This window comes from Streptomyces sp. NPDC005898 (assembly GCF_040629635.1).
In the GTDB taxonomy this organism is placed as follows: Bacteria; Actinomycetota; Actinomycetes; order Streptomycetales; family Streptomycetaceae; genus Streptomyces.
The window spans coordinates 257,634-281,722 of sequence record NZ_JBEXWC010000001.1; the positions used below are offsets into that span (position 1 = coordinate 257,634).

Here is a 24,089-nt window from a genome sequence, read left to right on the forward strand (position 1 = left end):
CTACGCCGTCAAGCCGCTCGACTCTGGTCGGAGCCAGAGGTCGCGCCGCGATACCAGTACTCGAGCGTCAGCACATGCCACAGGTGCTTGGAGAAGTCCCGCTGCCCCGCGGCGTCCTCGGCGACCATCCGCGCCAGCGCGTCGCGCCGCAGGAAACCGGAACGCACCAGCAGCCCGTCGTTGACCACCTCGCGCACCAGCGGCGCGAGGTCCCGGCTCATCCAGGCCCGCAGCGGGGCGCTGAACAGGCCCTTGGGCCGGTACGCGATCTCCCGGGGCAGGACGGAGGTGGCCGCCTCCTTGAGGGCGGCCTTGCCCTGCCGGCCCACGATCTTGCGGTCACCGGGCACGGCGAACGCCGCCTCGACCACCTCGACGTCCACGTACGGCACCCGCACCTCGGTCGAGGCGGCCATGCTGGAGCGGTCGGTGTAGGCGAGGTTCAGGCCCGGCAGGAACATCCGGGCGTCGCCCAGGCACATGCGGTTCACGAAGTCGTCCAGGTCGTTGTCCGCGTAGACGTCCGCGTGCTCGGTCAGCACGTCGTCGACGGTCCCGGCCAGGTCGGGGTCGATCAGGGCGAGCAGCTCGTCCTGGTCGTACATGGTGTAGCTGCGCCGGAACGCGGTCTCCTCCGGCAGTTCCGCGAAGGACAGGAACCGCTTGGCGAAGCGCACCGAGCGGTATCCCCGGCGGGCCGTGGCGACCGGCAGCCGGTTCACGGCCCCGGACAGGCCGCGCCGCAGGGGCCGCGGCACGCGCTGGTAGCGCAGGGCGAGCACGTTCGCCAGGTGCTTGCGGTACCCCGCGAACAGCTCGTCGGCGCCCATCCCGGAGAGCATCACCTTGACGCCGGCCTCCCGCGCGGCCGAGCAGATCAGGAACGTGTTGATCGCGGCCGGGTCGCCGATCGGCTCGTCCAGGTGGTACGTCATCCGCGGCAGCAGGTCGAGCACGTTCGGGGCGATCTCGATCTCGTGCAGGTCGACGCCGAACCGCTCGGCCACCTGCCGGGCGTAGCGCAGGTCGTCCGGCATGGCCTCGAACTTGGCGTCCTCGGCGCGGAATCCGATCGTGTACGCGGAGATCCCGGGCCGGTGGCGGGCCGCGAGGGCGGTGAGGTAGCTGGAGTCGAGACCGCCGGAGAGGAAGGTCGCCACGGGGACGTCGGAGAGCAGATGCCGGCGGGTCGAGTCCTCGATGACGGCGGCGAGGTCCGGCTGCTCGCCACCGCGGGCCCGCTCGCGGCCCGCGGCGGCGACCTCCTTGAGGTCCCAGTACCGGCCGCGCTCCACCCGGCCGTCGGCCCGGCAGCGCAGCCAGCTGCCCGGTGCCAGCTTCTCCGCCTCGCGGAACGCGCAGCGCGAGTCGGGCACCCAGTAGTACAGCAGCGAGGCCACCAGCGCCGCGTGGTCCAGCTCCAGCGACCCGCCGTTCACGGCGGCCAGCGCCTTCAGCTCGGAGGCGAACATCAGGCCTTTGCCGCGCCGGAGCAGGAACAGCGGCTTGATGCCGAGCTGGTCGCGGGCGAGCACCAGGTCACCGGTGCGCTCGTCGAAGACGGCGAAGGCGAACATGCCCCGCAGCCGGGGCAGGCAGTCGGTGCCCCAGCGCCGCCAGGCCTCCAGGAGCACCTCGGTGTCGGAGGTGCCGCGGAAGCGCGCCCCGGCGGCCGCCAGTTCGGCGCGCAGCTCGGGCGCGTTGTACAGCTCGCCGTTGTACGTCAGGACGAGGCCGCCCGAGACCATGGGCTGGGCGCCGGTCCCGGACAGGTCGATGATGGCCAGCCTGCGGTGCCCGAGGTGCACTTCGCCGTCACCGGCGGCGTGGCTGTAGCGGCCCGCCCCGTCCGGGCCGCGGTGGGCGAGGACATCGGTGAGCCGGTCGGTGACGGCCTTTCCGTCCGGCCAGAGGTAAGTGCCTGCGATGCCACACATGTTCTACCGTGCCTCCTGGTCGCTGTCCGGGACTCGTGCGGCCGGCATCGAAGGCCGCTCCGGCCATGCCTGTCCCGTCCCGTTCTGCCGGGGCGCCCGCTCCGTGCGCGGCCTGCCCGTCTCGCTCTGCCGGGCCGCCTCGTGAGGGCCGCGCGGCGCGGTGTACGCCCCGTCCCACAGCGTGCCGTCGGTGCGGTCGCGCGGGTCGGGGTCTATCAGCACCACGCCGATGACCGGGATGCGCTGGTCGGCGAGTTGCCGGGCCACGGTGTGCAGCCAGGCGGCGCTGCCGTGCCCGGCGCGCACGACGAGCACGGTTCGGCCGCCGAGATAACGCAGGTCGGTCCACGCCGTGCCCGGCGCGACCGAGCCGATGCCGAGCCGGCGCACGTGGCGCGGCAGGGAGGTGGCCTGTTCGCCGGTGACCACGCTCGGGCCCTGCGGATTCTTGCGGGCCCGGTCGAGTTCGGGTCCGGGCAGGCCGTCGACGACGGCCACCGGTCCTTCCGCCGCCAGTGCCCCGGCGAGGTCCAGGGCGAGCGCGCTCGTGCTGCGCGCGCAGCCCAGTTCCAGCAGGGACACCGGTTCCGTGGAGCCGCGCACGGTGCGGGCCAGCGTCGTGGTGAGCCGTTCGTGTGCCGTGCGGGTCCGCCGGCGCCGCCACGGCCAGATCGGCCGGCGGGAGGTCGGGGGCAGCTCCGCGAGGACGGAGGCGCCGAGGTTGGCCGCGATCTCCCGGCGCAGCACGGGGCGGTCCGCGACCACCGCGCCGACGGCGGCCACCACAAGGCCGAGGACGAGCCCGAGGACCAGTCCGATCACGGCGTCGGTGGCGGCGGCCCGGGGCAGGGAGTGCCGCACCGCGCGCGGGGCGTCCACGATCTGGGTGCCGGCGACGAGCTTCGGGGTGCCGGTGCGGGCTTCCGCGGCGCGCTGGTCGAAGTCGGCGATCCGGGAGTTGAGTTCGGCCCGGCGGGCGAAGAGGGTCTCGATGCTCGCGGAGGCCGCAGGGTCGCCCTCCGGCTGGTTCCCGATCGCCTTGTTGACCTGGGCCAGCTCGCCCCGCATGCGGTCTCGCTGGTCGAGCAGGGCCTTGGCCTCCGCCTTCGCGGTCTCCCGCATGCGCCGTACGTGGTCCGCGACGAAGGCGTCGGCCAGCGCCTCGGCGCGGGCCACCGCGTCCGCTTCGCTGGCGCCGGTCACATCGATCTGGAGCAGGTTGTTGGTCAGGCCGGTGCCCCGGTAGTCCTCGAGGAAGTCCTCGGGTCTCTCCGGGGACTTGAGGATCTTCAGGGCCTTTCCGGCGATCCGCGTGGTGCCCAGCAGCTCGACGTCGGTACGGATCAGCGTTCCGGTGTCGTTCGGCTGGTCCTCCTTGTGGGTGACCAGGATCTTGGTGACCGCGCTCGGCGGGGGCGGCAGCAGTACCGCCACGGCGGCGCCGATGAGCAGCCCCAGCAGCGCCATGGCGCTCCAGAGGCGGCGGCGCCTGCGCACGGCCACGACCAGCGCGTGCAGGTCGAGCAGCGGGGCGGTTGCCGGCGGTTCGGGTGTCGCACTCGTCGTCACGCCGCACCTCCCGGTGCCTGGCCACGGGCCGCGAGGGCGGGACCGGCGTCCCGCGGCGAAGGGCCGGACGACGGCATCGGACGGGTCCTGACCGGCCCGGCGACGACGGTGCCGACGACCTCGTGGCCGGCGTCCGCGCACGCCTCGGCGACACCGGCGAGTTCCTGCGCGGTCCAGCTGCCCGCGCTGAGGACGACCACGGCGCCGGACTCGGTGTCGCGGTCCGGCACGATCGGCCGGGACATCGACACCTCCACCATGCGCAGCGTGGGGCCTGGTCCGCTCACGGAGTTCGGGCGTGGTTCGGCGCGGACCTCGGCGACGAGCTGCTCGGCGGCCCGGCGGGCGATGTCGTCGCCTTTGGGGACGACGACGAGCAGCCCTCGGGGTACGGGCAGCCGCAGGCGCAGGCGGGCGCGGACCCGCCGGTAGCGCAGCCGTCTGGCGTCCTCGTCGCCGGACTTCTGCGGGGCGGGCACGTCCCACCGGACGTCGAGGCCGAGCAGGCGGCGTACGCGGGCCCGGAGACCGGGCTCCTTCGGCCGGTGCGGGCGGCGTTCCTCGGGCACGTCGACGGTGCCGAGCAGTGTCGAGCCGAGGGCCGCGGCGATCTCCGGTTCGGTGCGCGGCCGGCGGTGCGTGCGTGCGGCGGTGAGATGGCCGACGATGCCGAGCAGGAAGAACAGCAGTGCCCCGCCGGCGATGAGCTGCGTCCTGGTCGGCGGGGCCTCGCCGGTCGGCCGGGGCGCCGGGCCCATGACGACCATGCCGGCGGTGTTGGACGCCGGGTCCGCCTTGTCCAGCTTCTTCATGGCCTCCTCCAGCGAGGCGCGCAGCTTCTCCAGCGCGGTGCGGGCCTGGACGCTCTCGACGGTCCTGCCGGGGTCGGCCGCCTCGCCCAGTTCGGTGATGCGGCGGTTGGTCTCGGCCACCTTCCGGCGCAGCGCCTCGGGTCCCGTGGCGGCTTCGGGGTCGCCTTCGCCGCCCCCGATCCGCGCGGCGAAGGTGACGAACTGCTGGGCCACCCGGTCGGCGAGCTGCTGCGCGCGCTCCGGGGTGTCGGCCGTGCCCGAGATCTTGATGATGTTCCCGTCGGCGGCCTCGGCGCCGACGCGGTCGCGCAGGTCGCCGCCGCCGTCCGTCCAGCGCAGCGTGGCGGCCGCCCGGTCGACCACCGCCGAACTGGCCGCTATCTCCGCCTGGGTGAGCAGCTCGCGCTCCTCCCACTGGCCGGGCAGCAGGACGGACGCCGACGCCGTGTAGCGCGGCGGGAACAGCACCGAGGCGCCGAGGCCGACGAGTGCGCCCAGCACGACAAGGACGGCCAGGAGCCGTCGGCGCCGGCGGAGGATCCGCCCGATGGTGACCAGGCGTATCGGATCATCGCTCAACGGTGCGGCCTCCTGCGCGCCCGGGCCGGGCGGTTCGGCGACACCGGGGTGTGGTTCCGGCAGGCAGCGGCGTAGGCGGCGAGCAGCGACGCCTGCGAGTTGCGCCAGGAGAGCTGCCCGCCGATCCGTTCCTGGCCGATCTTGCCCATGCGGGTGCGCTGTTCCGGGTCGTCGAGGAGCAGGGCGATGAGCGCCGCGAATTCGCCCTCGTCGTCGCCGGACGCGTACAGGGCGGCGTCGCCGGCCGAGACCCGGGCCTCCCGCAGGTCGAACGAGACGATCGGCCGGCCCATGACCATGTACTCCAGGACCTTGTTCATCGTGGACACGTCGTTGAGCGGGTTGCGGGGGTCGGGAGACAGGCACACGTCCGCGGTGGACAGGTGGCGTGCCAGGTCGGCGTCCGAGACGCGTCCGGTGAACTGCACCTGGTCCGAGAGCCCCAGCCCGCGGGACAGTTCCACCATCGCGTCGAAGGCGTCGCCGGCTCCGATGAACACGGCGTGCCAGTCGGTCCGTCCCAGGTCGTCGCGGAGCTTCGCGAGGGCCCGCAAGGCGTAGTCGACCCCGTCCTGGGGGCCCATGACGCCGAGGTAGCACAGCAGATGGGGCTTGCCGCGCTTCAGTTCGGGCTCGGGCGGCACGGGGTGGAACCGGTCGGTGTCCGGTGCGCTGCGCACCACGAAGACATCCTCCGGCGGCACGCCGCCGCGGCGCACGGCGACGTCCCGGTAGCTCTCGTTCGTGGCGAGCACGACGTCGGCGGCCCGGTAGGTCAGCCGTTCCAGCCCGCACACGGCGCGGTAGAGCAGGTCCTCACCCCGGTCGAACCGGGACAGGTACAGCTCGGGCACCAGGTCGTGCTGGTCGAAGACGAACCGCGCGCCGCGCCGCTTGAGCCACAGTGCGGGCAGGAACAGCAGGTCGGGCGGGTTGCAGGCGTGCACGACGTCGACCGGGCCGACCTTGCGGGCGAGGCGGGCGGTGTGCCACAGCGCCGTGCCGTACTCCCGCAGGTAGCCGGCCGGGCCTCCGGTGGCCGCCCGCAACGGGTAGCGGTGGATCCGCACCCCGTCGATCTCCGCCTCCGCCTCCGTGTCCCGCTTGTGTCCGCGGGGACAGATGACGTGCACCTCCCAGCCCGCGTCGCGCAGCGTCGTGCACTCCTGCCACACGCGCCGGTCGAACGGCACCGACAGGTTCTCCACCAGGATCAGGGCGCGCCGGCCCGGCCGGTCGCCGCCGGCTATGTCCCCGGACGTCGTGTCACCAAGCAAGGCCCATGTACCCCGGTTCGGTCCGGCGCGCCTCGGCGTCCGGAAGGCGGATGAGATCGACGATGGCCGGCTGTTCGCCGTGCGGCAGCGCCGCGACGACGGCCGGGTCCCTGGTGCCGATCAGTACGACGTCGGCGTGCTCCAGCACCTCGTCGACGGAGTCCGCGAGCAGCTGCGCGAGGTGCGGCAGCCGGGTCTCGATGTACTCGCGGTTCGCGCCGAGCAGCCGGGACAGGCTGACGTTGGCGTCGTAGATCTTCAGGTCGTAGCCCTTGCCGAGCAGCCTCTCCGCCAGCTCCACGAGCGGGCTCTCGCGCAGGTCGTCGGTGCCGGGTTTGAAGGACAGTCCGAACAGGCCCGCCTTGCGCTTGCCGGTGCGTTCGACCAGCTCCACGGCGCGTTGCAGGTGGGCGGAGTTGGAGGGCAGCACGTGGGAGAGGATGGGCACCGAGACGTCGGCCCGCTGTGCGGCGTGGACCAGGCTGCGCAGGTCCTTGGGCAGGCAGGAGCCGCCGAAGGCGAAGCCGGGCCGCAGATAGGCGGGGCTGATGTTCAGTTTGCGGTCGGCCAGGAACACGTCCATCACCTGGTGCGAGTCCACGCCGAGCGCCTGGCAGACCGCGCCCAGCTCGTTCGCGAAGCCGATCTTGAGGCCGTGGAAGGCGTTGTCCGCGTACTTGATCGCCTCGGCCGTCGCGACCGGTACCCGGAACACCTCGCCGGGCAGGCCCTCGTACAGCGCGAGCACCGCGTCACCGCTCGCCGGGTCCAGCTCGCCCACGACCGTTTTGGGCGGGTCGAAGAAGTCCCGCACGCTCGTGCCCTCGCGCAGGAACTCGGGGTTGACGGCGACCCCGAAGTCGACCCCGGCGGTGCCGCCGACGTACTTCTCCAGGATCGGCACCAGCAGGTTCAGGCAGGTGCCGGGGAGCATGGTGCTGCGGAACACCACGGTGTGCCGCCCTCCGCGCTCGGCCAGCGCGGCGCCGATCTGCTCGGTGACCCGCTCCAGGTAGGTGGTGCACAGGCTGCCGTTGGGCGCCGACGGTGTGCCCACGCAGACCAGCGACACGTCGCTGCCCATGATCGCTTCGCGGACGTCGGTGGTGGCGCGCAACGCCCCGCTCCGCACGGCTTCGGCGGTGAGTTCGCCGATCCGCTCCTCGACCACGGGGGCCTTGCCCTGGTTGACCAGGTCGACCTTCACCTGGTTGATGTCGACGCCGATGACCTCGTGGCCGTTGCCGGCCAGGCACGCGGCCGACACGCAGCCCACGTAACCGAGCCCCAAGACGCTCACCCTCATGACGCGTTCCTCCCCCCGGGCGGGCCCTCGCGGCCCGCCGTCCGTGCGCCGGTCCCCCGGCGCTCCCCGCGCATCAGTAGGCCCCTTGTCCGTGGAGCACCGCGCGCAGCGTCTTCCACAAGATCACCGCGTCCAGGGCGAGCGACCAGTCCTCCACGTAGCGCAGGTCGAGCCGGACCGCCTCGTCCCACGGCAGGTCGCTGCGTCCGCTGATCTGCCACAGGCCGGTGAGCCCGGGCTTGACGAGCAGCCGCCGCCGGATGTCCGGGCCGTACGCGGCGGACTCCTCCGGCAGCGGTGGCCGGGGGCCGACGAGCGACATCGAGCCCGTGAGCACGTTGAAGAGCTGCGGGAGCTCGTCGAGGGAGTACCGGCGCAGCACCGTGCCGACCCGGGTGACCCTGGGGTCCTGGCGGAGCTTGAACAGCAGGCCGGCGCCTTCGTTGCGGTCGGCGAGTTCGGCGCGGACGCGATCGGCGCCGGCGACCATGGTGCGGAACTTGAAGATGGTGAACTCCTGGCCGTCCTTGCCGACTCTGCGCTGGCGGTAGACCACACCGCCCCGGCTGTCGGCGAGCACGAGCAGCCCGACGAGCACCATCAGTGGTGCGAACAGCAGCAGCAGGAGCGCCGCGCCCAGCCGGTCGACGACCTCTTTGACCACGCGGCGGCCCCCGGTGAAGGCCGGCATGCTGACCCGCAGCAGCGGTATGCCGAGCACCGCGTCGACGTGCAGCCGGGGTCCCGCCACCTCCATCAGGACGGGGGCGACGACCATCTCGGCGTCGCTTCCCTCCAGGTTCCAGGCCAGCCGTTGCAGCCGGTCCGGGGACCAGTGCGGGTCCGGGGTGACCGCGACGACCCGGTAGCCGTCGCGGCGGACGTGGCCCGCGACGTCCGTCAGCCGGCCGACGACGGGCACTCCGTCCAGCTGGTCGCCGTGCGTCCCGAGGCCGTCCGTCGTGCACACCGCGTCCACGCGCCAGCCGAGGTGCGGGAATCTGCGGGCCCGGGCGATCAGGTCGAGCACGGTGGCGACGCTCCCGGCGGCGAGCACCGGTCGCAGGCACCGCCCTTCATTGCGCTGTTTGTGCAGCCAAAGACGCAGCAGATATCGCTGGGTCATGGTGACGAGCGCGATGGCGGGTACGGCGACGAAGATCCAGAGTTTGATGTTGCGCGAGGTGAGGGCGATTCCGCCGAGCGCCAGTACGACGACCGCCGTGAACAGCGAGCGTCCGAGCCGGCGGAATTCCTCGGCGCCCTGACCGAGTACGACCGGGGCCCACGCCCGGCTCAGCGCGAGGGCCGCCAGCACGAGAAGTTCGGTGCCGAATGCGAGTATCCCCCATTTCTCGTGCCAGTTGGCCGCGTCCCTGGCCCCGAAGAAGATGCCGATGGATGCCACGACGAAGGCGGTCCCCACGGTGTCACTGGTGATCACCGCACGGCGGTAGCGCTGTTCCCAGTCGTCGACGGAGCGACTGATCGTTCCGTCCGCCACATGCCCGCGTGCCGACGGAAACGGGTTGACTAATTCCCCCTGTTGCACAGGACCCCCCAAGGTCACCATTGGTTCGACGTGCTCGCCCGACCCCGCTGCTCCCCGGGAGGCCCCCGCCTCCCGCGCCGCGCCGTTCCTCCCCGGAAGGCCCCCGCCTCCCGCACCGCGCTGCTTCTCCCCCCGGGAGGCTCGCCTCCCGCATCTGACGTCCCGGCCGCCTCGACCGTCACAGCCGTCTCAGCCATTTCCGACGTCATCACCGCATCGCCGACGCATTACCGCGTCGCCGAATTAATTGAACAGGGCACAATTGCTGCTTGAACAACATGCTTCAGCGGTGCCGGGTTCGCCCGACTCGCCGAACTCCCGACACACGCGGAAACCCGTGGAAACCTCGGATGCCCCCTGCACCCAAGGCCCTCTCGTGCCCCCGTAATTGATCACCCCCACGCGCGGTGCGGGGACGCGATTAGCGGCTGCCCCCGCGCCGAACCCAAAGATCAATAATGAAAGATCAACCATGGCCGCTTCGGGCCGAACTGCTGAAGCACGGTCAATCTAGACCATCGAGGCCGGTATGGAGAGGGGATGTGTGTAACTTGTGCCCACGCTTTGAAGCTGACCGATTCCGAGCCCCATCGCCCGGTCCTTTGGGGCGGCGGTGAGCGGCCGAATATGAACATGCCGCCACGCCAGGGGCGGTGGGGGCCGCGGCCGCGGACGGCGATGACACGACGGCCTGCGAGGCGCCGACCCGGCGCGAGATCCACCCCGCCGAGCACGTGCACCCTGCCCGGGACCTTGACAACTCTATTGGTCTGGACCAACTTGGCGCACAGCGGCGGTGGTTGCCGCCCGTTCACTCCCCTTCACCTCTCCCTGGAGGCACCCCGTGGACCGTGTACGTCAGGGCGGATCCGGCGTTCGCCGGAGAATCGGCGCGGCGGTCGCCGCGGGTGCGGCCGCCGCGCTCACCGTCACCGCGCTCGCCACCCCCGCGCAGTCGGCGGACGCCGCGGCGGCCGACGTCAACGTCGCCAAGAACGCCGGCTTCGAGTCGGGCCTGAGCAACTGGACCTGCACCGCGAACAGCGGCGCCGCCGTCACCTCCCCCGTGCACGGCGGCACGAAGGCGCTGAAGGCCACCCCCTCGGGCCAGGACACCGCCGAGTGTTCCCAGGTCGTGTCGGTGAAGCCGAACTCAACCTACAAGCTGAGCAGTTGGGTGCAGGGCAGCTACGCCTACCTCGGAGTCCGGGGCACCGGCACCACGGACGTGTCGACGTGGACCCCGGGCAACTCGTCCTGGCAGCAGCTGACCACCACCTTCACCACCGGCGCGAACAGCACGTCGGTCACCGTGTACACGCACGGCTGGTACGGGCAGAGCGCGTACCTCGTGGACGATGTGAGCGTCTTCGGGCCCGACGGGGGCGGCGGCACCGACCCGGTGGAGATACCGGCGGTGCCGAGCGGCCTCGCGGCGGGCACGGCGACGTCCACGTCGGTGGACCTGTCCTGGTCCCCGGTGTCCACGGCCACCGGGTACACCGTCTACCGCGACGGCACGAAGGTCGCCTCCCCCGGCGGCGCCGCCACGACCGTCACCGGCCTCGCGCCGGACACCACGTACAGCTTCCAGGTCAGCGCCACGAACGCGGCGGGCGAGTCCGCGAAGTCCACGGCGGTCTCCGTCAGGACCGCCAAGGGCGGCGGCGACGGTGACGGCGGTGTCGTGCCCAAGCACGCGCTGACCGGCTACTGGCAGAACTTCGACAACGGCGCGACCGTGCAGAAGCTGCGGGACGTGTCGCCGCAGTACGACATCATCGCCGTCTCCTTCGCCGACGCCACCAGCACACCGGGCCGGCTCGCCTTCACCCTGGACCCGGCCGTCGGCTACGCCTCCACCGCCGACTTCAAGGCGGACATCGCCGCGAAGCACGCCGCGGGCAAGTCCGTGGTCCTCTCCGTCGGCGGCGAGAAGGGCAGCGTCGCGGTCAACAGCGACGCCTCCGCGGCGGCGTTCGCCGACAGCGCCTACGCGTTGATGCGGGAGTACGGCTTCGACGGCGTCGACATCGACCTGGAGAACGGACTCAACCCCACCTACATGACCAAGGCGCTGCGCCTGCTCTCGGCGAAGGCGGGCGGCAAGCTGGTCCTCACGATGGCGCCGCAGACCATCGACATGCAGTCCACGTCCGGCGCGTACTTCCAGACGGCGCTCAACGTGAAGGACATCCTCACGGTCGTCAACATGCAGTACTACAACAGCGGTTCGATGCTGGGCTGTGACGGCAAGGTCTACAGCCAGGGCAGCGTGGACTTCCTGACCGCGCTCGCCTGCATCCAGTTGGAGGGCGGCCTCGACCCGTCGCAGGTCGGCCTCGGCGTCCCGGCGTCGACGCGGGGCGCGGGCAGCGGTTACGTGGCCCCTTCGGTCGTGAACAACGCCCTCGACTGCCTGACCCGCGGCACCGGTTGCGGCTCCTTCAAGCCGTCGAAGACGTACCCGGGGCTGCGCGGCGCCATGACGTGGTCCACGAACTGGGACGCCACGGCGGGCCACGCCTGGTCGAACGCCGTCGGCCCGAAGGTGCACGGCCTGCCGTAGACCGGCCCCGACCCGCCGCCGGAACCGATCGGGACGGAGGGTGGAGGCTAGCCGCGCAGAGGTCGGGAGGCTCTCGGCGAGAGTGATCATCTCGCACTGCGGACAGTTTTGGAGGAGCGAACAACACCCGCCCGACCTCGCGGCGCAATCACTGTCGGTTCTGTCCCTGACGCCTGGATCGCCGACCTCTGTTTACTTGCACGGCCACCCTCCCCACCTAGCCGGAAAGCAAGTGATCAAGATGGCGAACACCCGATCGGAACCCCCGCGGCTTGGCGCGGACGCGGGCAAGTCCATGGCTTACCGTGCCGCGATCCTTGATTTCACCGGTGACCCCGGGGACTGTCTCGAACCGGAGACGACCGGGCCCGACGCGACCATGCGGTTCTTCCCGGACGGCATCCTGGTGGTCTCCGCGGACGGCAAGGTGGAGTTCACCGACAACTGGTCGGAGGCCGAGCACGGGCACTGGCGGGAGTCCGGCCGGCTCAAGGAGTACCGGAACAGCCTTATCACACCCGGTTTCATCGACACCCACATCCACTACGTGCAGATGGACGCTATCGCCGGGTACGGCGACCAGGTCCTGCAGTGGCTGGAGAAGTACATCTGGCCGGCCGAGGCCAAGTTCGAGGACGTGGACCACGCCAAGGAGATCGCCAACTTCTTCCTCGACACGCTGCTCAGCGCGGGCACCACGACCAGCCTCGCGCTGGCGAGCACGCCCTGGCAGTCGGCCGAGGGCTTCTTCCAGGAAGCCCTGAAGCGCAACATGCGCATGATCAGCGGCAAGGTCGTGCAGGACCAGCCGCCCCAGAACGCGATCCTGCCGGACAACCAGTTCGACACGAGCGTGGAAGAGGCTCGCCGGCAGAACGTCGACCTGATCGAGAAGTGGCACGGCAAGGGCCGCCTCCTGTACGCCGTCACCCCGCGCTTCGCGATCACCTGCAGCGACTCGATGCTGCGCATGTGCGCCGATCTGATGGACGAGTACGACCAGCAGGGCAGGCCGCTGTGGCTGCAGACGCACCTCTCGGAGAACCTGGAAGAGGAAGTCATCATCCGCGGCAAGTTCGGGGTGGAGACCTACACCAGGGCGTACGAGAAGTTCGGGCTGCTCCGCGAGCGCGCCCTGTACGCCCACTGCGTCTCCATCGACGACGAGGACCGGACCCTGCTGGCCCAGGGGGGCGCCACGATCGCGCACTGCCCGACGTCCAACTTCTTCCTCGGCAGCGGCGTCCACAACCTGGTCGACGCGATCGACAAGGGTGTCCGCGTCGGTATGGGCACCGACTGCGGCGGCGGGACCGACTACTCGATCCTGCGCACCCTCGGGGCGGCGTACAAGGCCCAGGCGATCGAGGCGCTGAACCACGTCCCCGCGGAGTTCAACCCGCCGGAGTGCAAGCCCCGGCCGGAGGGCTGGAAGAACCCGTACCCGAAGCTGACCGCCTGGCGCGCCTTCTACCTGGCCACCCTCGGCGGGGCCCGGGCGCTCTACCTGGACCAGCCGTACGAGAGCAACAAGGGTCTCGGCGGCCCCGGTATCGGCTCGTTCCGGCCCGGCAACGAGGCGGACTTCGTGGTCCTCGACCTGGCGGCCACCCCGGTCATCAAGCGCCGTCTGGAGAACGTCGAGCCGAACGACGTCAGGGGCAACGCGCGCAGCCTGCTCGACCAGTGGCACGAGAAGCTCTTCGCGGTGATGACCCTGGGCGACGACCGGGTCGTGAAGGAGACCTACATCATGGGTCAACTCGCTTACGAGCAGCAGGCGTACGCGCAGGAGCGCTGGCTCCCGGTGGAGAAGCCGGTGAGCGGCTGAGTCGTCCCCTCGGTCAGGGACTTCATCCCCTCGGTCAGGAACTGAGGAGCGCCTTCGGGGCCGCCGCTTCCACCGCCCACAGCGGGGAGGTGACGGCCCCGCGGAGCGTCTTGGCCCGCAGGGAGTCCATGCCGAGGTGGAGGGCGCCCGCGCCGTGGGCACAGGCGTCCTCGATGGGGACGTAGAACACGAGGTTGAAGTATTCGTGCGCGCCCCGCAGTCGTGCGTAGTCGCACCCGGAGGCGCGCATCCAGAGGGTGTCCGCGTGGCGGTAGCCGAGGCTGAAGGCGGCCATGCGGCCGTCGGCGTACGCGGCGTGGACGGTGCCGCTGTCCGCCATGCCCTCGGCCTGCTCACGGAACAGCCGCGCCATGAAGGCGGGGTCGGCCGGGTGCCCGTGCCGGGCCTGCGACTGGGCGGCCAGCGCGCCGACCTCCTCGGCGCACTCGGAGAGCCGCAGCCTGCGCAGTTCGTAACCGGCTTCGGCGAAGGCCCGGCGCTCGCGCCGGATGGCCGTGCGCCGGCTGCTCGGCAGCCCGGATAGGTAGTCCTCGAAGGTGTCACCGGGCAGCGGGATGCGGGCGTCCTCGTTGAGTCGCACGGGCTCGGTCCCGCAGGCGTCGGCGAGTTCGGCGGCCGCCGCGTCGGTGACGTAGAGCCACCACGGCTGTGCTCCCTCCCGCGCGGCGAGGGAGTCGGCGGCCCGCAGGAGGTGGTTCAGCGCCTCGCGGCGGCGGTCGGGCGTGAGGCCGGGGTGGAGCAGGGGCGCGTTGAGGTAGCCGCGGCGCGCGCCCACGAGCAGCGTCCTGGACGGCGCGCGGCCGGGGACGAGTTCGGGCACGCGATAGAGGTCGTTCGGCTCCGTGTCCACCGAGTACAGCGGTGCGGCGGCCACCAGCGCCCCGCCCTCGTGGACCAGGGCGTAGCGGACCCGGGCGGTGCGGTCCTGCTGCTGGGCGGCGAGCCACCGGTGGGACAGGTAGAACCCCGCCGGCGCGGCTATGGCCTCCCAGGCGGCAGGAGGGACCTCGGTGATGTCCGGTATGAGGGTGACGTTCATGGCATCCGTTTCGTGGTCGCGGCCGGTCACGGGCTCGTCCCGCCCTGTGGTGCGGTGGTGCCCGCCGGTTCCTCCTGGGCCCGGTCGTGCGGGGCGGTCTCGCGCAGGCCGAGCAGCAGCGGCACCGCGATGAGGTTCAGGGCGCCCAGGACCACCCAGGGCCAGGCGGGCCCGTACCCGAGGAGCGTGGTGAGCAGCGCGGGGGCGAGGGCGTTGCCGAGGGACCAGGACAGTTGGAAGGCTCCGAGGTAGCGGCCGCGGATGTGCTCGGGGGCCAGGGTGGCGCTGAGTTCGCTGCTCGACGGCATGCTGAGCATCTCGGCGAGGGTGAAGACCGCCATCGCCACCAGCAGGCCCGCGGTCGCCGCCCCGCCGGGGAGCGCGAGCAGCACACCGAAGACGGCGAACGCCGCGGCGTTGACCACGCCCGCGAGGGCCAGGACGCGGGTCGGGCGGTGGCGCTCGATCATGCGGGCGACCAGGGTCTGGACCGTGGCGATGAGGGCCATGTTGCCGAGGATGCAGGCCCCCGCGAGCCAGGCCCCGGCGTGCAGCGCCTCGGTCACGTAAAGGGTGAGAAGGACCGGCAGCACGCTCGCGGCCAGCACGAAGGACACGTTCGCCAGGATCAGCCGCATGTAGTGCGCGTCGCGCAGCACCGCCGCGTAGCCGTTGCTCCCGGCCGTGCGGGCGGAGGGCTTGGGGCGCTCGGCGGCGGCCGGGTGCCAGGTGGCGATCAGGATCGCGGCCACCACGAACGTCAGTGCGTCGAGGAGGACCAGCGCCCGGACCCAGCCGTCGTCCACGGCGACCGCGGCGGAGGCGACGGCGACGCCGAAGCCGCCGCCGATGTTCCGCAGGGCGCCGATGAAGCCGAACCAGCGGGCCTGGTCCCGGCGGTCGGCGGCGAGGAGTACGAGGCCCCGGCTCGCCGTCCAGTAGGTGCTCGACCCGGCCTGCACGACGAACTGGACGGCGACGATCCTCCAGACGCTGTCCGCGGCGAGGAAGGCGCAGAATCCGGCCGCGGAGACCAGGTTGGCCGCGATCACCACCGTGCGGGAGCCGAAGCGGTCGATCAGGGAGCCGGCCACGACGGGGGTGAGCAGGGCGAGCAGGTGGCCGAGCGAGAGCGCGCCGCCGATGGAGCCGAGCGACAACGAGGTCGTGGTGGTGAAGTAGACGACGGTGAACGCAAGAAGCAGTCCGTTGCCGAGGCTGTCCATGACGTTCGCGGTGACGAAGCGGCCGTTCCCCGTCAGGTCGGGAAGGCCCCACTTCTCCAGGAGACGGCTGGTGCTCATCGGGGCTCCGGGCGCTCGGGGGACGGGCCCGGACGCGGCGCTCGGCTCATGCGGTCGCCTCGGCGTCGGGAGTGGCGGGGTCGGCGGCGGTCCCGGCAGGCTCGGCGGCGGGGTCGGCGGCGCGGGGGAAGAAGTCGACCAGCATCATGTCCCGGACGCCCGTCGGAAAGCCGTCGGCCACCTCGACGGCCGACACCCCGTGGAACACGCGGCGGTCGTCGATGATGATCGTCTCGAACGGCTCGGTGAGCAGCGTGCGGTACAGGGGCGCCCTGTCGCGGTCGTACAGCCGCGAGAGGCCGCCTTCGATGTTCTCCCGCCGCATGAGCACCTGGGCGACGAAGTGGTGTCCGTCTTCGTGGACGCCCTCCGGTGCCGGCAGGCCCTCGGCGTCGCGGGTGGCGAGGACGCGGATCTGGTGGATGCCGATGCAGCCGGTGGCGGGGTCGAAGTCGCCGGGGAGGCGGTCGGCGAGCGTCCGGACGAGGGTGGCGAGGAGCGGCGAGCCGGCCACGTCCTGCTCGATGGGCTCGAACTCCCGGGCCACGCCGCCGTGCAGGGGGTTGACCGCGAGCGACTGGCGGAAGGCGCCATGGGCGGCGCGCACCAGGCCGTCGTCGGTCAGGTGGAACGCGCTGTACCGGCGCCGGCGATAGGAGCCGCCGTCCTTCAGGTAGCGGTCGACCCGCAGCCCCTCCCACGACGCGCGTAACTGCTTGATCTCGGTCTCGCCGTGGCCGGCGAGACAGTCGAGGATCGTGGCGGCCGGCAGATGGACGTACGGCTGGGACATGGAGGAGAGGCCTTTCCTGCGCGAGGTGGTGCGGGCGGTGCGGGTCAGCGGGTCAGCGGGTGCTCTGGGCGGCCGGGCCGGTGAGCAGCTCCTTGAGCCGCGTGAGCATGTCCGGTGACAGGACGCGGTGGGTGGCGTCCAGGGCGGTGATCCGGTCGAGGAAGTCGGTCTCGGCGCCGTACTCGCAGGTGGCGATCAGCAGGCCGCCGTACTCGCGGCCGTCGACCACGAGCGCGGGGGTGATCTGGACGATGTCCAGGGCCTGTTCCGCCTCCTCGACGAAGGTGTCGGTCACGCCGTTGACCGGGAACTCCAGGGACCAGCGCTGCCGGGGCAGGACCGGTTCGGCCGGGGCCCGCCACTGCCCGAGCAGGATGTCCGTCATGCTCAGGTAGGTGTTGTGGCCCGATGCGGCCACGCCGAGGGCGGTCGCGCCGGAGACACGGGGGTTGATCTCCAGCACGTAGTAGGTGCCGTGGCTGTAGATGATGTCCAGGTTGATGACACCGGTGATTCCCACGGTGGCGCAGAGCTTCTTCAGCTTCTCCGCGACCGGTGCGAAGGCGGCGTCGTCCCGGGCGCGGGGGGCGGACGAGCGCAGCTCCCAGAAGGCGAAGGTGGGCTCGCCGCCGGTCGACCCGGTGAAGCACAGTGGCTGGACGGCGAACCGGCCGTCCGCGCCGACGAGTTCGACGGTGCACAGCTCGCCGGTGACGCATTTCTCCAGGACGACGTTGCCCTCGTCCGGGGCCGCGAGCCAGCTCTCCAGGTCCGCCCGGTCGCGCAGGAAGCGCATGCCGTTCCCGGAGCTGCCCCAGACCGCCTTGGACAGGAGGGGGTAGCCGATCTCCTCCGCCTTGACGCGGATGATGTCCGCGTAGGCCGGGACGGCCGCGGCGCCGTGCTTGAGGAGCGTGCCGTCGACGAAGATGCCCGGCGGGGTCTCCAGGCCGTGGTCGGTGAGTATCTTCTTGGTCTCCCACTTGTCGGCGAGCAGCCGGGAGGGCTCGATCCCGTTGGACACCATGGGGATGCCGTGCCGGGCCAGCCTCTCCTTCACCACGGCGTCGCGCAGGCCCGCTTCGTCGGGGAAGGACAGGGAGACGACGCCGTCGGCGCCCCAGGCCCGGATCCGGTCGGCGATGAGGTCGGGGGTGGCGTCCTCGGGCAGTTTCTCCCAGGTGCCGCCGGGGAAGTCGGCGGCGTCGCAGTCACCGTCGGTGTAGAAGATGCGGGCCTCGCGGCCGGTGGCGGCCACGGCCCGGGCCAGGTCGGGTATGTAGGGGCCGGCCCGGGATATCGGGATCGACCGGATGTAGGCGATGCGTTTGATGTCCGCTGCGGTCATGGGCTGCTCCAGTTCACTCGCCGGTTGCGCAACAGGCTTTGTTCGTCGTGTGGTTGACGGCCACTCAGATGAGGACGTGCCGAGGAAATGACGACTCAACGCGCTGAGAGACAGCCAGAAACGGCCCGTGTCGCGCGACGGCACTCGTCAACTCGCCTCGCTCACAAGGCGTTTGGGTTTCACAAAGTTATGCACGTTCGCCACCTCGGGGGCAGCCGTCGGCGCCAGACGTCTCATGGTGCGGACAGGTTTGGAGGAGTGGACGAAACCCACCGGGCCCCGCAGTGCGTTTGTCGTCGGTTCCACCACTGGCGCCGACCTCACTGCCGCATGTTGACTCGCACCACGCACCAACTCAGCCACAGAGATTTACGCACCGGCCGACAGAACTGTTGTGAGCCCAAGCGCTGAGTGCATCGCAACGTCACGGGAATCGTCTGCGGGAACGAGCGCCACGCACCCCGTCACGGCGCACGTCGAGAGTTGGGACCGGCTGCGCCGCCGGGGCATCGGCGTGCGCCCATCTTGTCGACCCGCATTCTCCGGTGAGCCCCACGCCTGTGATCTGCCGCATGGAACAGCGGTACTCACTCCGTCGACAGGCAGTTCAAGGCCGTACCTACGTTCGTAAGGATCAGGCATGTCGAGCGCCATTCGCGACGAACTCGCCAGGCACATCAAGCAGGGTGTGATTCCGCCTTTCAACTACGCGTATCCGTCCCGCTCCACCTACCGCCCGCTGAACGGATCGTGGAACATCCGGGACATCTGGGCGGAGGACCTCAAGCGGCACTCCGTGCCCGAGCTCAACCTGTATCTGCACGTGCCGTTCTGTCGGTACAAGTGCGGGTTCTGCAACCTGTACACCGTGATCTCCGAGGACCTGGACGTGTACGACGCGTACACGGCGGCCCTGTGCACCCAGATCCGCGATCACACGGAGATCATCCAGAGCCGCCGGCTGCGCACCATCTACATCGGTGGCGGCACCCCGAGCCTGTTGGCTCCGCGTCACTTCGAGCAGATCTTCGCGACGCTGGACGAGGTCTACCCCAACTGGCGGAGCACGGTGGAGGAAGTGGCCATCGAGGCCACCCCGGACTCCATCGTCAAGGAACCCGGCACCTTGCGGGACCTGATGTCCATGGGCCTCACCCGGGCCAACATCGGCATCCAGTCGCTGGTGCCCTCGGAGATCCGCGAAGCGGGCCGGGGCCAGGCCAATGAGCAAGTCATCCGCCAGGCCATCGAGATCACCCGCGAGGAGGGCCTGCCGAACCTGAGCACCGACCTGATCATGGGTTTCGCCGGGCAGTCCCCCGAGAGCTGGAAGCACTCCGTCGACGAACTCGCGGCGCTGGCCCCCGAGACCATCAGCACGTACTTCCTCACGGTCAGGCCGGACGCGTGGTTCTCGAAAACCGGGGCCTATCAGTACATGATGAGCCCCGACCTGTACGAGCGGTACGACTACGCGAACGCCGTTTTCAAGGAAGCCGGTTACATCCAGGAGTCGAACGTCCGGTACAAGAAGCTCGGGCGCGGCGGCTACCAGCAGAAGGTGCTGACCTTCCACGGCGTTCCGCTGCTCGGACTGGGCGCCGGCGCCCGCAGCTATTCCAGTGCGGTGGACTACATGGTCGGCAGCGTGAAGCCGAGTCTCACGGAGGTCGGCGACTACATCTCCAAGGCACGCGATCACGAACTCACGCCCGTCACCGGCTTCGTCCTCGACGACGAGGAGATCATACGCAAAAGGCTCGTCCTCGACACCTTCGACCTGGACCTGAAGGAACTGGACCGCTTCGGTTATCAGGAGAAGGCCCATCTCTTCGAGCCGGTCCTCGAAGCGGCGCAGGACGTGGGTCTGCTGCGCCGGCTTCCCACCGACCGCATTCAGCTCACGCCGGCCGGTTTCAAGTACCGCGACGTCCTGTCGTGGATGTTCTTCTCCGACCACGTCATCGCTCTCGACCGCGAATACTACGCGGGCCTGCACAAGAGCAATAAGCGGGCACAGAAGCACATGGGCAGCGAACCGCTCAGCATCTCGGGTCTGAAGACGGACGCCGTCTGACCGGTTTTCCCGGCACACGGCTCTTCGGTGCGGCCACCGAAGGGAAAGAGGGTGGCCGCGCCGGGTTCCGTGATGCTCCGTGCCCCTCCGGCACCCCGCCGCCGATGCTCCCGTCGGCCGGTTCGACCCGCGCAGGACCCTGCCTCAGGAGAGCGTATGACTCGGCTTCTCGTCGCCGCCGGCGGTGGGGGCGACGTGATCGGCACGACCCTGGTCCACCACGCGCTCCACGGTGACGAACCGGCGGTGGTGCTCAGTTACTCGTGGGAGCGGCTGGTCGTCGACCCGGTCCCCGGCCCGCGTGCCGAGCGGGACTTCGCGCATCTGCGGCCGCTCACCCCCCACCTCTCCCAGATCACCGCCGACTCGTCCGCCATCGCGCCGGCGGGCTCCACGCTTCCCCGCCTCGCCGCCGAACTGCCCATCATCCTGGGGCTGTTGAGCCCGTACGGTGGCGTGCCGCTCCTGGCCCGCCAGATCACCGAGGCGGCGGAGAAGTACGCCGTGGACGAGGTCACGGTGGTCGACGTCGGAGGGGATGTGTTCGCCCGCGGCGACGAGCCGACCCTGCTCAGCCCGCTGCCGGACGCGCTGGTGATCGCCGCGTGCGCCACCGCGGGCGTGCCGGCGGTCCTCCGTCTCGCGGGCCCGGGCCTGGACGGCGAGATTCCCGAGGCCGACCTGCTGCCCGACATGGGCAGCGACCACCTGACCCTCACCGGGGCCGACGCCCGCGGCGTCGAGCACGTCTTCGACTGGCACCCCTCGGAGGCCAGCGCGCTCCTGGCCGCGGCCGCGCACGGCCTGCGCGGCGGTTGCGTGGTGCGCGACACCGGCAGGCCGGTCTTCCTGACCGACGCGAGTGCCCGCGTCCACCGCATCGCCGTCGACCGGGCCCTGCACCGCAACCGGCTGGCCCACGCGCTGTATTCCGGCGCCGTCGACAGCCTCCACGGCGCGGAGAAGGTCAGCCGGGACGTCTGCGGCTTCTCCGAGCTGCAGCGCGAACGCGACCGTTCGCTGGGCCTGGCGCACGAGAGCTGGTCCAGCCGTTCGGTGAACGAGGCCCTGGACGACGTCGACGCCCGCCTGCGGCACCTGCGGTCCAGCAACCCCGGGGCGCGCTACGTCACCTTCCGCTGCCTGGCCGAAGGACTCGGCCTCACGGGCGCCGCGGCGCAGACCCTGCGCGCCCGCCTCATCGAACAGCGGCCGGCCCAGTGTGCCGGGCCCCTGTTCTGCCTCACATCGCCCTGAAGGAGGGTCCACCCCACCATGCCCAAACTGCTCCTGCTCGAAGCGATGGGGAACACCGGCGAGTACATCCTCGACGCCGCCCGTCACCTGAACGCCGAGATCATCGTCGTCACCCACGAGGACGTCCACGAGGACTGGTACTCCCCCACGCTCAAGGCGAAGATCGCGGAGTACGGGAAGCTCGTCTTCACCGACTTCTCCGACAGTGAGGGCGCACTGCGGCAGCTCAAGGAGCTGGCCCGGGCCGAGGGCGTCGACGGCGTGGTCGCCGGCTGGGAGTTCCTGACCCCGCTGGTCGCGCGGCTCGCCGCCGACCTCGGCCTGCCCGGGAACGACCCGACGCGCTCACTGAGCTGCCGCAACAAGCGCATCATGGCCCGCGCCTTCACCGAGCACGGCATCCCGGCCCCCAGGACCGTCGCCGCGCGCGACCTCGGCGAGGCGTACACCCTGGTGCGGTCGGCGGGGCTGACCTACCCCGTCGTCGTGAAGCCCTCCGAGCAGTCCGGCTCCTGGGGCGTGTCGGTCGTCAGCGACGACGAGGAGCTGGCGGACGCCTTCGTGGTCGCCCAGTCCCACATCTTCCAGATGCCGCACGGCATCCCGCTCGACCCGCACGTGATCATCCAGGAGTACGTCGGCGGCACCGAGTTCAGCATCGAGACGGTGGCGGTCCGCGGCGCCGTGACACCGCTGTTCCCCTACGACAAGTTCACCACCGGGGGCGCGAAGCGGGCCGAGTACGGGCACACCGTCCCGGCGGAACTGGACGCGGCCCAGGTGGCCGTCCTGCAAGAGGCGGCCGTCGCGGCCGCCCGGGCCGTCGGCATCACCAACGGCGTCGCCCACACCGAACTGAAGCTGCTGCCGGACGGCACCACCCGGATCATCGAACTCGGCGCCCGCCTGCCCGGTGACCATGTGGTCGCCCTGATGCGGCAGGCCCGCGGGATCGACGAGGCCAGGATCTACGTGCAGATCGCGCTCGGCCAGGAACCCGTGCTGACACCCACCGCCGACACCGCCGCGGGCATCCGCTTCCTGACCCCGCCCCGCGGGGGCACCCTGCGCTCGGTCACGGGCCTGGGCGACTGCGACGCGGTGGCGCTGAGCAAGATGACGGTCCCGCCGGGCGGCCGGGTACGCGCTCCCGGCGACAACGACTCACGGGTGGGCTACGTGATCCTGCACGCCGACACCGCCGCCGAGGTCAACGCGGCCGCCGCACAGGTGCTGGCGAACGTCAGCATCGAGGTCGTCTGATGCCGGGTGCGGGCCTGCTCCCGAGCCGGCGGGGCCCGGCCCGGCTGACGCGCGCGTACCTGGCGGGGGTGCCCGGCGAGTGCGCGCCGGAACGCGCGGGGGCGGCCTGCGCCCTCTCCGGGGACATCTACGGGAGCGCCTTCCTGTCGCGCCCGGTCTTCTTCGGCCGCGCCGAGAGCCGGCAGCTGGGAGCGCGGCTCAGCGGACTGTACGACCTCCTCCTGTCGCTGCCCGACCGGCTGTACGACGGTGATCTGCGCGCCTTCACCGCCGCCCTCGGCTGGGCGCCGGAACAGCTCGCCGCCGCCCTCAGAGCCGACGGCAGGGCCCGCGGACTTCCCCGGAGCGCTCGCGCCGACCTGTACCGCGAGGAGGAGGGCTTCCGGCTGCTCGAACTCAACGGCGGTAGTCCGCTGGGCGGTTGGGACATAGGGGTGCTCAATCGGGCCCTGCTCGAAGAGCCGTACATCGCGTCCTTCGCGGACGAGCACCGCCTGGACTTCACCGACGGGATCGAGGTCCTCGTGGACCTGTGGCGGGAGTCCTTTCCCGGCCTCGGCGAGGCCGCCCCCGTCGTCGCCCTGATGGAGTGGCCCGACGCCTACGCCGCACTCGAACCGCACCTGCGCCGGATGGCCTCGCTGCTCGCCGCCCACGGCATCGACGCCGTGCCCTGCCATCTGGGGCAGGTGGACTACCGCGCGGACGGGATCCGTGTCGCCGGGCGCCGGATCGACCTCGTGCACCGCTGGTTCGTCATCAACGAAGTGAGCACCGCCGAGGACGTGGCCCTGCTCGCTCCGCTCACCCGGGCCGCCGATCGGGGGCTGGTCCACCTCTTCACGCCGCTGGAGAACGAGGTGTACGGCAGCAAGGCCGCGCTGGCCCTCCTCAGCGACGAGCGCAACCGCCCCCTCTTCGACCGCGCGGAACTGGAGGTGATCGACGCCCTGCTCCCGTGGACCCGCGCGGTCCGCGACGAGAAGGTGGAGGTCGCCGGGGAGCCCGTGCGCCTCCTCCCCTACGCGCAGGCGCACCGGGAGGACCTGGTGCTCAAGGCGAGCAGTTCGCACAGCGGCCTGGACGTGCGCGCGGGCTGGGAGACGTCCGCCGAGGAGTGGGCCGACGCCGTCCGCGCCGCGGTGGACGGCCCGTACATCCTCCAACGCCGTGTCCGCCCCGTGCCGGAGGACTTCCCCACCCCGGGCGCCACCGGCACCACCGAACCGACGGTACTCACCTGGGGCGTCTTCCTGGCCGGCCACGGCTACGGCGGGGCGTACCTGCGAGGCACACCCGAGATCGACAGCGGCGTCATCAGCTCCGGAAGGGGCGGCCGCCTGGGCACGGTGTTCCTCTGCGACGACTGACTCGGTCCTCGGGGAAATGAACTCCGTAGTGGCGCTCGGCCTGGACGAAGACCGGAAACAAGGTTACGTAAATCCGGCGTGCGTAAGGAAATTCGCCTTTATGAGTGATTCTGCGGGAGACACCCGGCCCCTACCATTGAGGGAGAGAAGGCACCCGCGGCCGCGGTCCTCAACTGCGTCCCTGG

Annotated in this window: 16 protein-coding genes; 6 read left to right on the forward strand and 10 right to left on the reverse strand. The window is 71.1% G+C overall.

Going from position 1 to position 24,089, the window contains the following annotated elements; all coding sequences use genetic code 11:
• Positions 1-8 precede the first annotated feature (8 nt).
• The 6 genes from asnB to ABZ385_RS00975 form a co-directional block, all read right to left on the reverse strand.
• Positions 9-1,937 carry an asparagine synthase (glutamine-hydrolyzing) gene (gene asnB / locus ABZ385_RS00950; protein WP_358908931.1) on the reverse strand — a complete coding sequence of 643 codons (1,929 nt, stop codon included), beginning with the start codon at positions 1,935-1,937 and terminating at the stop codon, positions 9-11.
• 3 nt (positions 1,938-1,940) lie between these two features.
• Positions 1,941-3,506, reverse strand: coding sequence for a Wzz/FepE/Etk N-terminal domain-containing protein (locus tag ABZ385_RS00955; RefSeq protein WP_358908933.1), 1,566 nt, complete (start codon positions 3,504-3,506; stop codon positions 1,941-1,943).
• Positions 3,503-4,897, reverse strand: coding sequence for a Wzz/FepE/Etk N-terminal domain-containing protein (locus ABZ385_RS00960; RefSeq protein ID WP_358908934.1), 1,395 nt, complete (start codon positions 4,895-4,897; stop codon positions 3,503-3,505). Before ABZ385_RS00960 ends, ABZ385_RS00955 begins: the two co-directional genes overlap by 4 nt.
• On the reverse strand, positions 4,894-6,174 hold the full coding sequence (locus ABZ385_RS00965) for a glycosyltransferase family 4 protein (RefSeq protein WP_358908936.1): 1,281 nt from the start codon (positions 6,172-6,174) through the stop codon (positions 4,894-4,896). The genes ABZ385_RS00960 and ABZ385_RS00965 overlap by 4 nt, the downstream gene beginning before the upstream one ends.
• Entirely contained in the window at positions 6,164-7,480 is a 1,317-nt protein-coding gene (locus tag ABZ385_RS00970) for a nucleotide sugar dehydrogenase (RefSeq protein WP_358577608.1), read from the reverse strand. The genes ABZ385_RS00965 and ABZ385_RS00970 overlap by 11 nt, the downstream gene beginning before the upstream one ends.
• A gap of 73 nt (positions 7,481-7,553) precedes the next feature.
• Positions 7,554-9,032, reverse strand: coding sequence for a sugar transferase (locus ABZ385_RS00975; protein WP_358908937.1), 1,479 nt, complete (start codon positions 9,030-9,032; stop codon positions 7,554-7,556).
• Between the two features lie 886 nt (positions 9,033-9,918).
• On the opposite strand from ABZ385_RS00975, the gene ABZ385_RS00980 reads away from it, so the two are divergent.
• Together ABZ385_RS00980 and guaD are read left to right on the forward strand one after the other, a co-directional pair.
• Complete coding sequence (locus tag ABZ385_RS00980; RefSeq protein WP_358909295.1) at positions 9,919-11,601, forward strand: glycoside hydrolase family 18 protein; 1,683 nt, start codon at positions 9,919-9,921, stop codon at positions 11,599-11,601.
• A 295-nt stretch (positions 11,602-11,896) separates the two neighbouring features.
• Positions 11,897-13,432 carry a guanine deaminase gene (gene guaD / locus ABZ385_RS00985; protein ID WP_358908939.1) on the forward strand — a complete coding sequence of 512 codons (1,536 nt, stop codon included), beginning with the start codon at positions 11,897-11,899 and terminating at the stop codon, positions 13,430-13,432.
• A 34-nt stretch (positions 13,433-13,466) separates the two neighbouring features.
• Here the strand turns inward: guaD and ABZ385_RS00990 are convergent, their stop codons facing one another.
• The 4 genes from ABZ385_RS00990 to ABZ385_RS01005 are packed head-to-tail and all read right to left on the reverse strand — an operon-like array spanning position 13,467 to position 17,937.
• The gene (locus ABZ385_RS00990; protein WP_358908940.1) at positions 13,467-14,492 is read right to left on the reverse strand and encodes a GNAT family N-acetyltransferase; all 1,026 of its coding nucleotides are present in this window, start codon (positions 14,490-14,492) and stop codon (positions 13,467-13,469) included.
• A 26-nt stretch (positions 14,493-14,518) separates the two neighbouring features.
• Positions 14,519-15,796: an MFS transporter gene (locus tag ABZ385_RS00995; RefSeq protein WP_358908942.1), complete on the reverse strand. Its 1,278-nt coding sequence runs from the start codon at positions 15,794-15,796 to the stop codon at positions 14,519-14,521.
• Positions 15,797-15,842: 46 nt separating this feature from the next.
• A complete protein-coding gene (locus ABZ385_RS01000) occupies positions 15,843-16,589 on the reverse strand; it encodes a 2OG-Fe dioxygenase family protein (RefSeq protein ID WP_358908944.1) in 747 nt (248 codons plus the stop codon).
• 52 nt (positions 16,590-16,641) lie between these two features.
• Positions 16,642-17,937, reverse strand: a complete 1,296-nt coding sequence (locus tag ABZ385_RS01005) for an ATP-grasp domain-containing protein (RefSeq protein WP_358908946.1) — start codon at positions 17,935-17,937, stop codon at positions 16,642-16,644.
• Positions 17,938-18,577: 640 nt separating this feature from the next.
• Between ABZ385_RS01005 and ABZ385_RS01010 the strand changes: the two genes are divergently transcribed.
• The 4 genes from ABZ385_RS01010 (at position 18,578) to ABZ385_RS01025 (ending at position 23,904) form a co-directional block, all read left to right on the forward strand.
• Positions 18,578-20,014 carry a radical SAM protein gene (locus ABZ385_RS01010; RefSeq protein WP_358908947.1) on the forward strand — a complete coding sequence of 479 codons (1,437 nt, stop codon included), beginning with the start codon at positions 18,578-18,580 and terminating at the stop codon, positions 20,012-20,014.
• Positions 20,015-20,170: 156 nt separating this feature from the next.
• Positions 20,171-21,271: a DUF1152 domain-containing protein gene (locus ABZ385_RS01015; protein WP_358908949.1), complete on the forward strand. Its 1,101-nt coding sequence runs from the start codon at positions 20,171-20,173 to the stop codon at positions 21,269-21,271.
• Between the two features lie 18 nt (positions 21,272-21,289).
• Positions 21,290-22,534, forward strand: a complete 1,245-nt coding sequence (locus ABZ385_RS01020; protein ID WP_358908951.1) for an ATP-grasp domain-containing protein — start codon at positions 21,290-21,292, stop codon at positions 22,532-22,534.
• The gene (locus tag ABZ385_RS01025; RefSeq protein WP_358908952.1) at positions 22,534-23,904 is read left to right on the forward strand and encodes a hypothetical protein; all 1,371 of its coding nucleotides are present in this window, start codon (positions 22,534-22,536) and stop codon (positions 23,902-23,904) included. Before ABZ385_RS01020 ends, ABZ385_RS01025 begins: the two co-directional genes overlap by 1 nt.
• Positions 23,905-24,089: the final 185 nt, after the last annotated feature.

Bases quoted from the DNA above. Each gene is read 5' to 3' on its own strand.
- ABZ385_RS01015 (WP_358908949.1), top strand. From the start codon at position 20,171: ATGACTCGGCTTCTCGTCGCCGCCGGCGGTGGGGGCGACGTGATCGGC.
- ABZ385_RS01005 (WP_358908946.1), bottom strand. From the start codon at position 17,937: ATGACCGCAGCGGACATCAAACGCATCGCCTACATCCGGTCGATCCCG.
- guaD (WP_358908939.1), top strand. From the start codon at position 11,897: ATGGCTTACCGTGCCGCGATCCTTGATTTCACCGGTGACCCCGGGGAC.
- ABZ385_RS01010 (WP_358908947.1), top strand. From the start codon at position 18,578: ATGTCGAGCGCCATTCGCGACGAACTCGCCAGGCACATCAAGCAGGGT.
- ABZ385_RS00995 (WP_358908942.1), bottom strand. From the start codon at position 15,796: ATGAGCACCAGCCGTCTCCTGGAGAAGTGGGGCCTTCCCGACCTGACG.
- ABZ385_RS01025 (WP_358908952.1), top strand. From the start codon at position 22,534: ATGCCGGGTGCGGGCCTGCTCCCGAGCCGGCGGGGCCCGGCCCGGCTG.
- ABZ385_RS01020 (WP_358908951.1), top strand. From the start codon at position 21,290: ATGCCCAAACTGCTCCTGCTCGAAGCGATGGGGAACACCGGCGAGTAC.
- ABZ385_RS00970 (WP_358577608.1), bottom strand. From the start codon at position 7,480: ATGAGGGTGAGCGTCTTGGGGCTCGGTTACGTGGGCTGCGTGTCGGCC.
- ABZ385_RS00990 (WP_358908940.1), bottom strand. From the start codon at position 14,492: ATGAACGTCACCCTCATACCGGACATCACCGAGGTCCCTCCTGCCGCC.
- asnB (WP_358908931.1), bottom strand. From the start codon at position 1,937: ATGTGTGGCATCGCAGGCACTTACCTCTGGCCGGACGGAAAGGCCGTC.
- ABZ385_RS01000 (WP_358908944.1), bottom strand. From the start codon at position 16,589: ATGTCCCAGCCGTACGTCCATCTGCCGGCCGCCACGATCCTCGACTGT.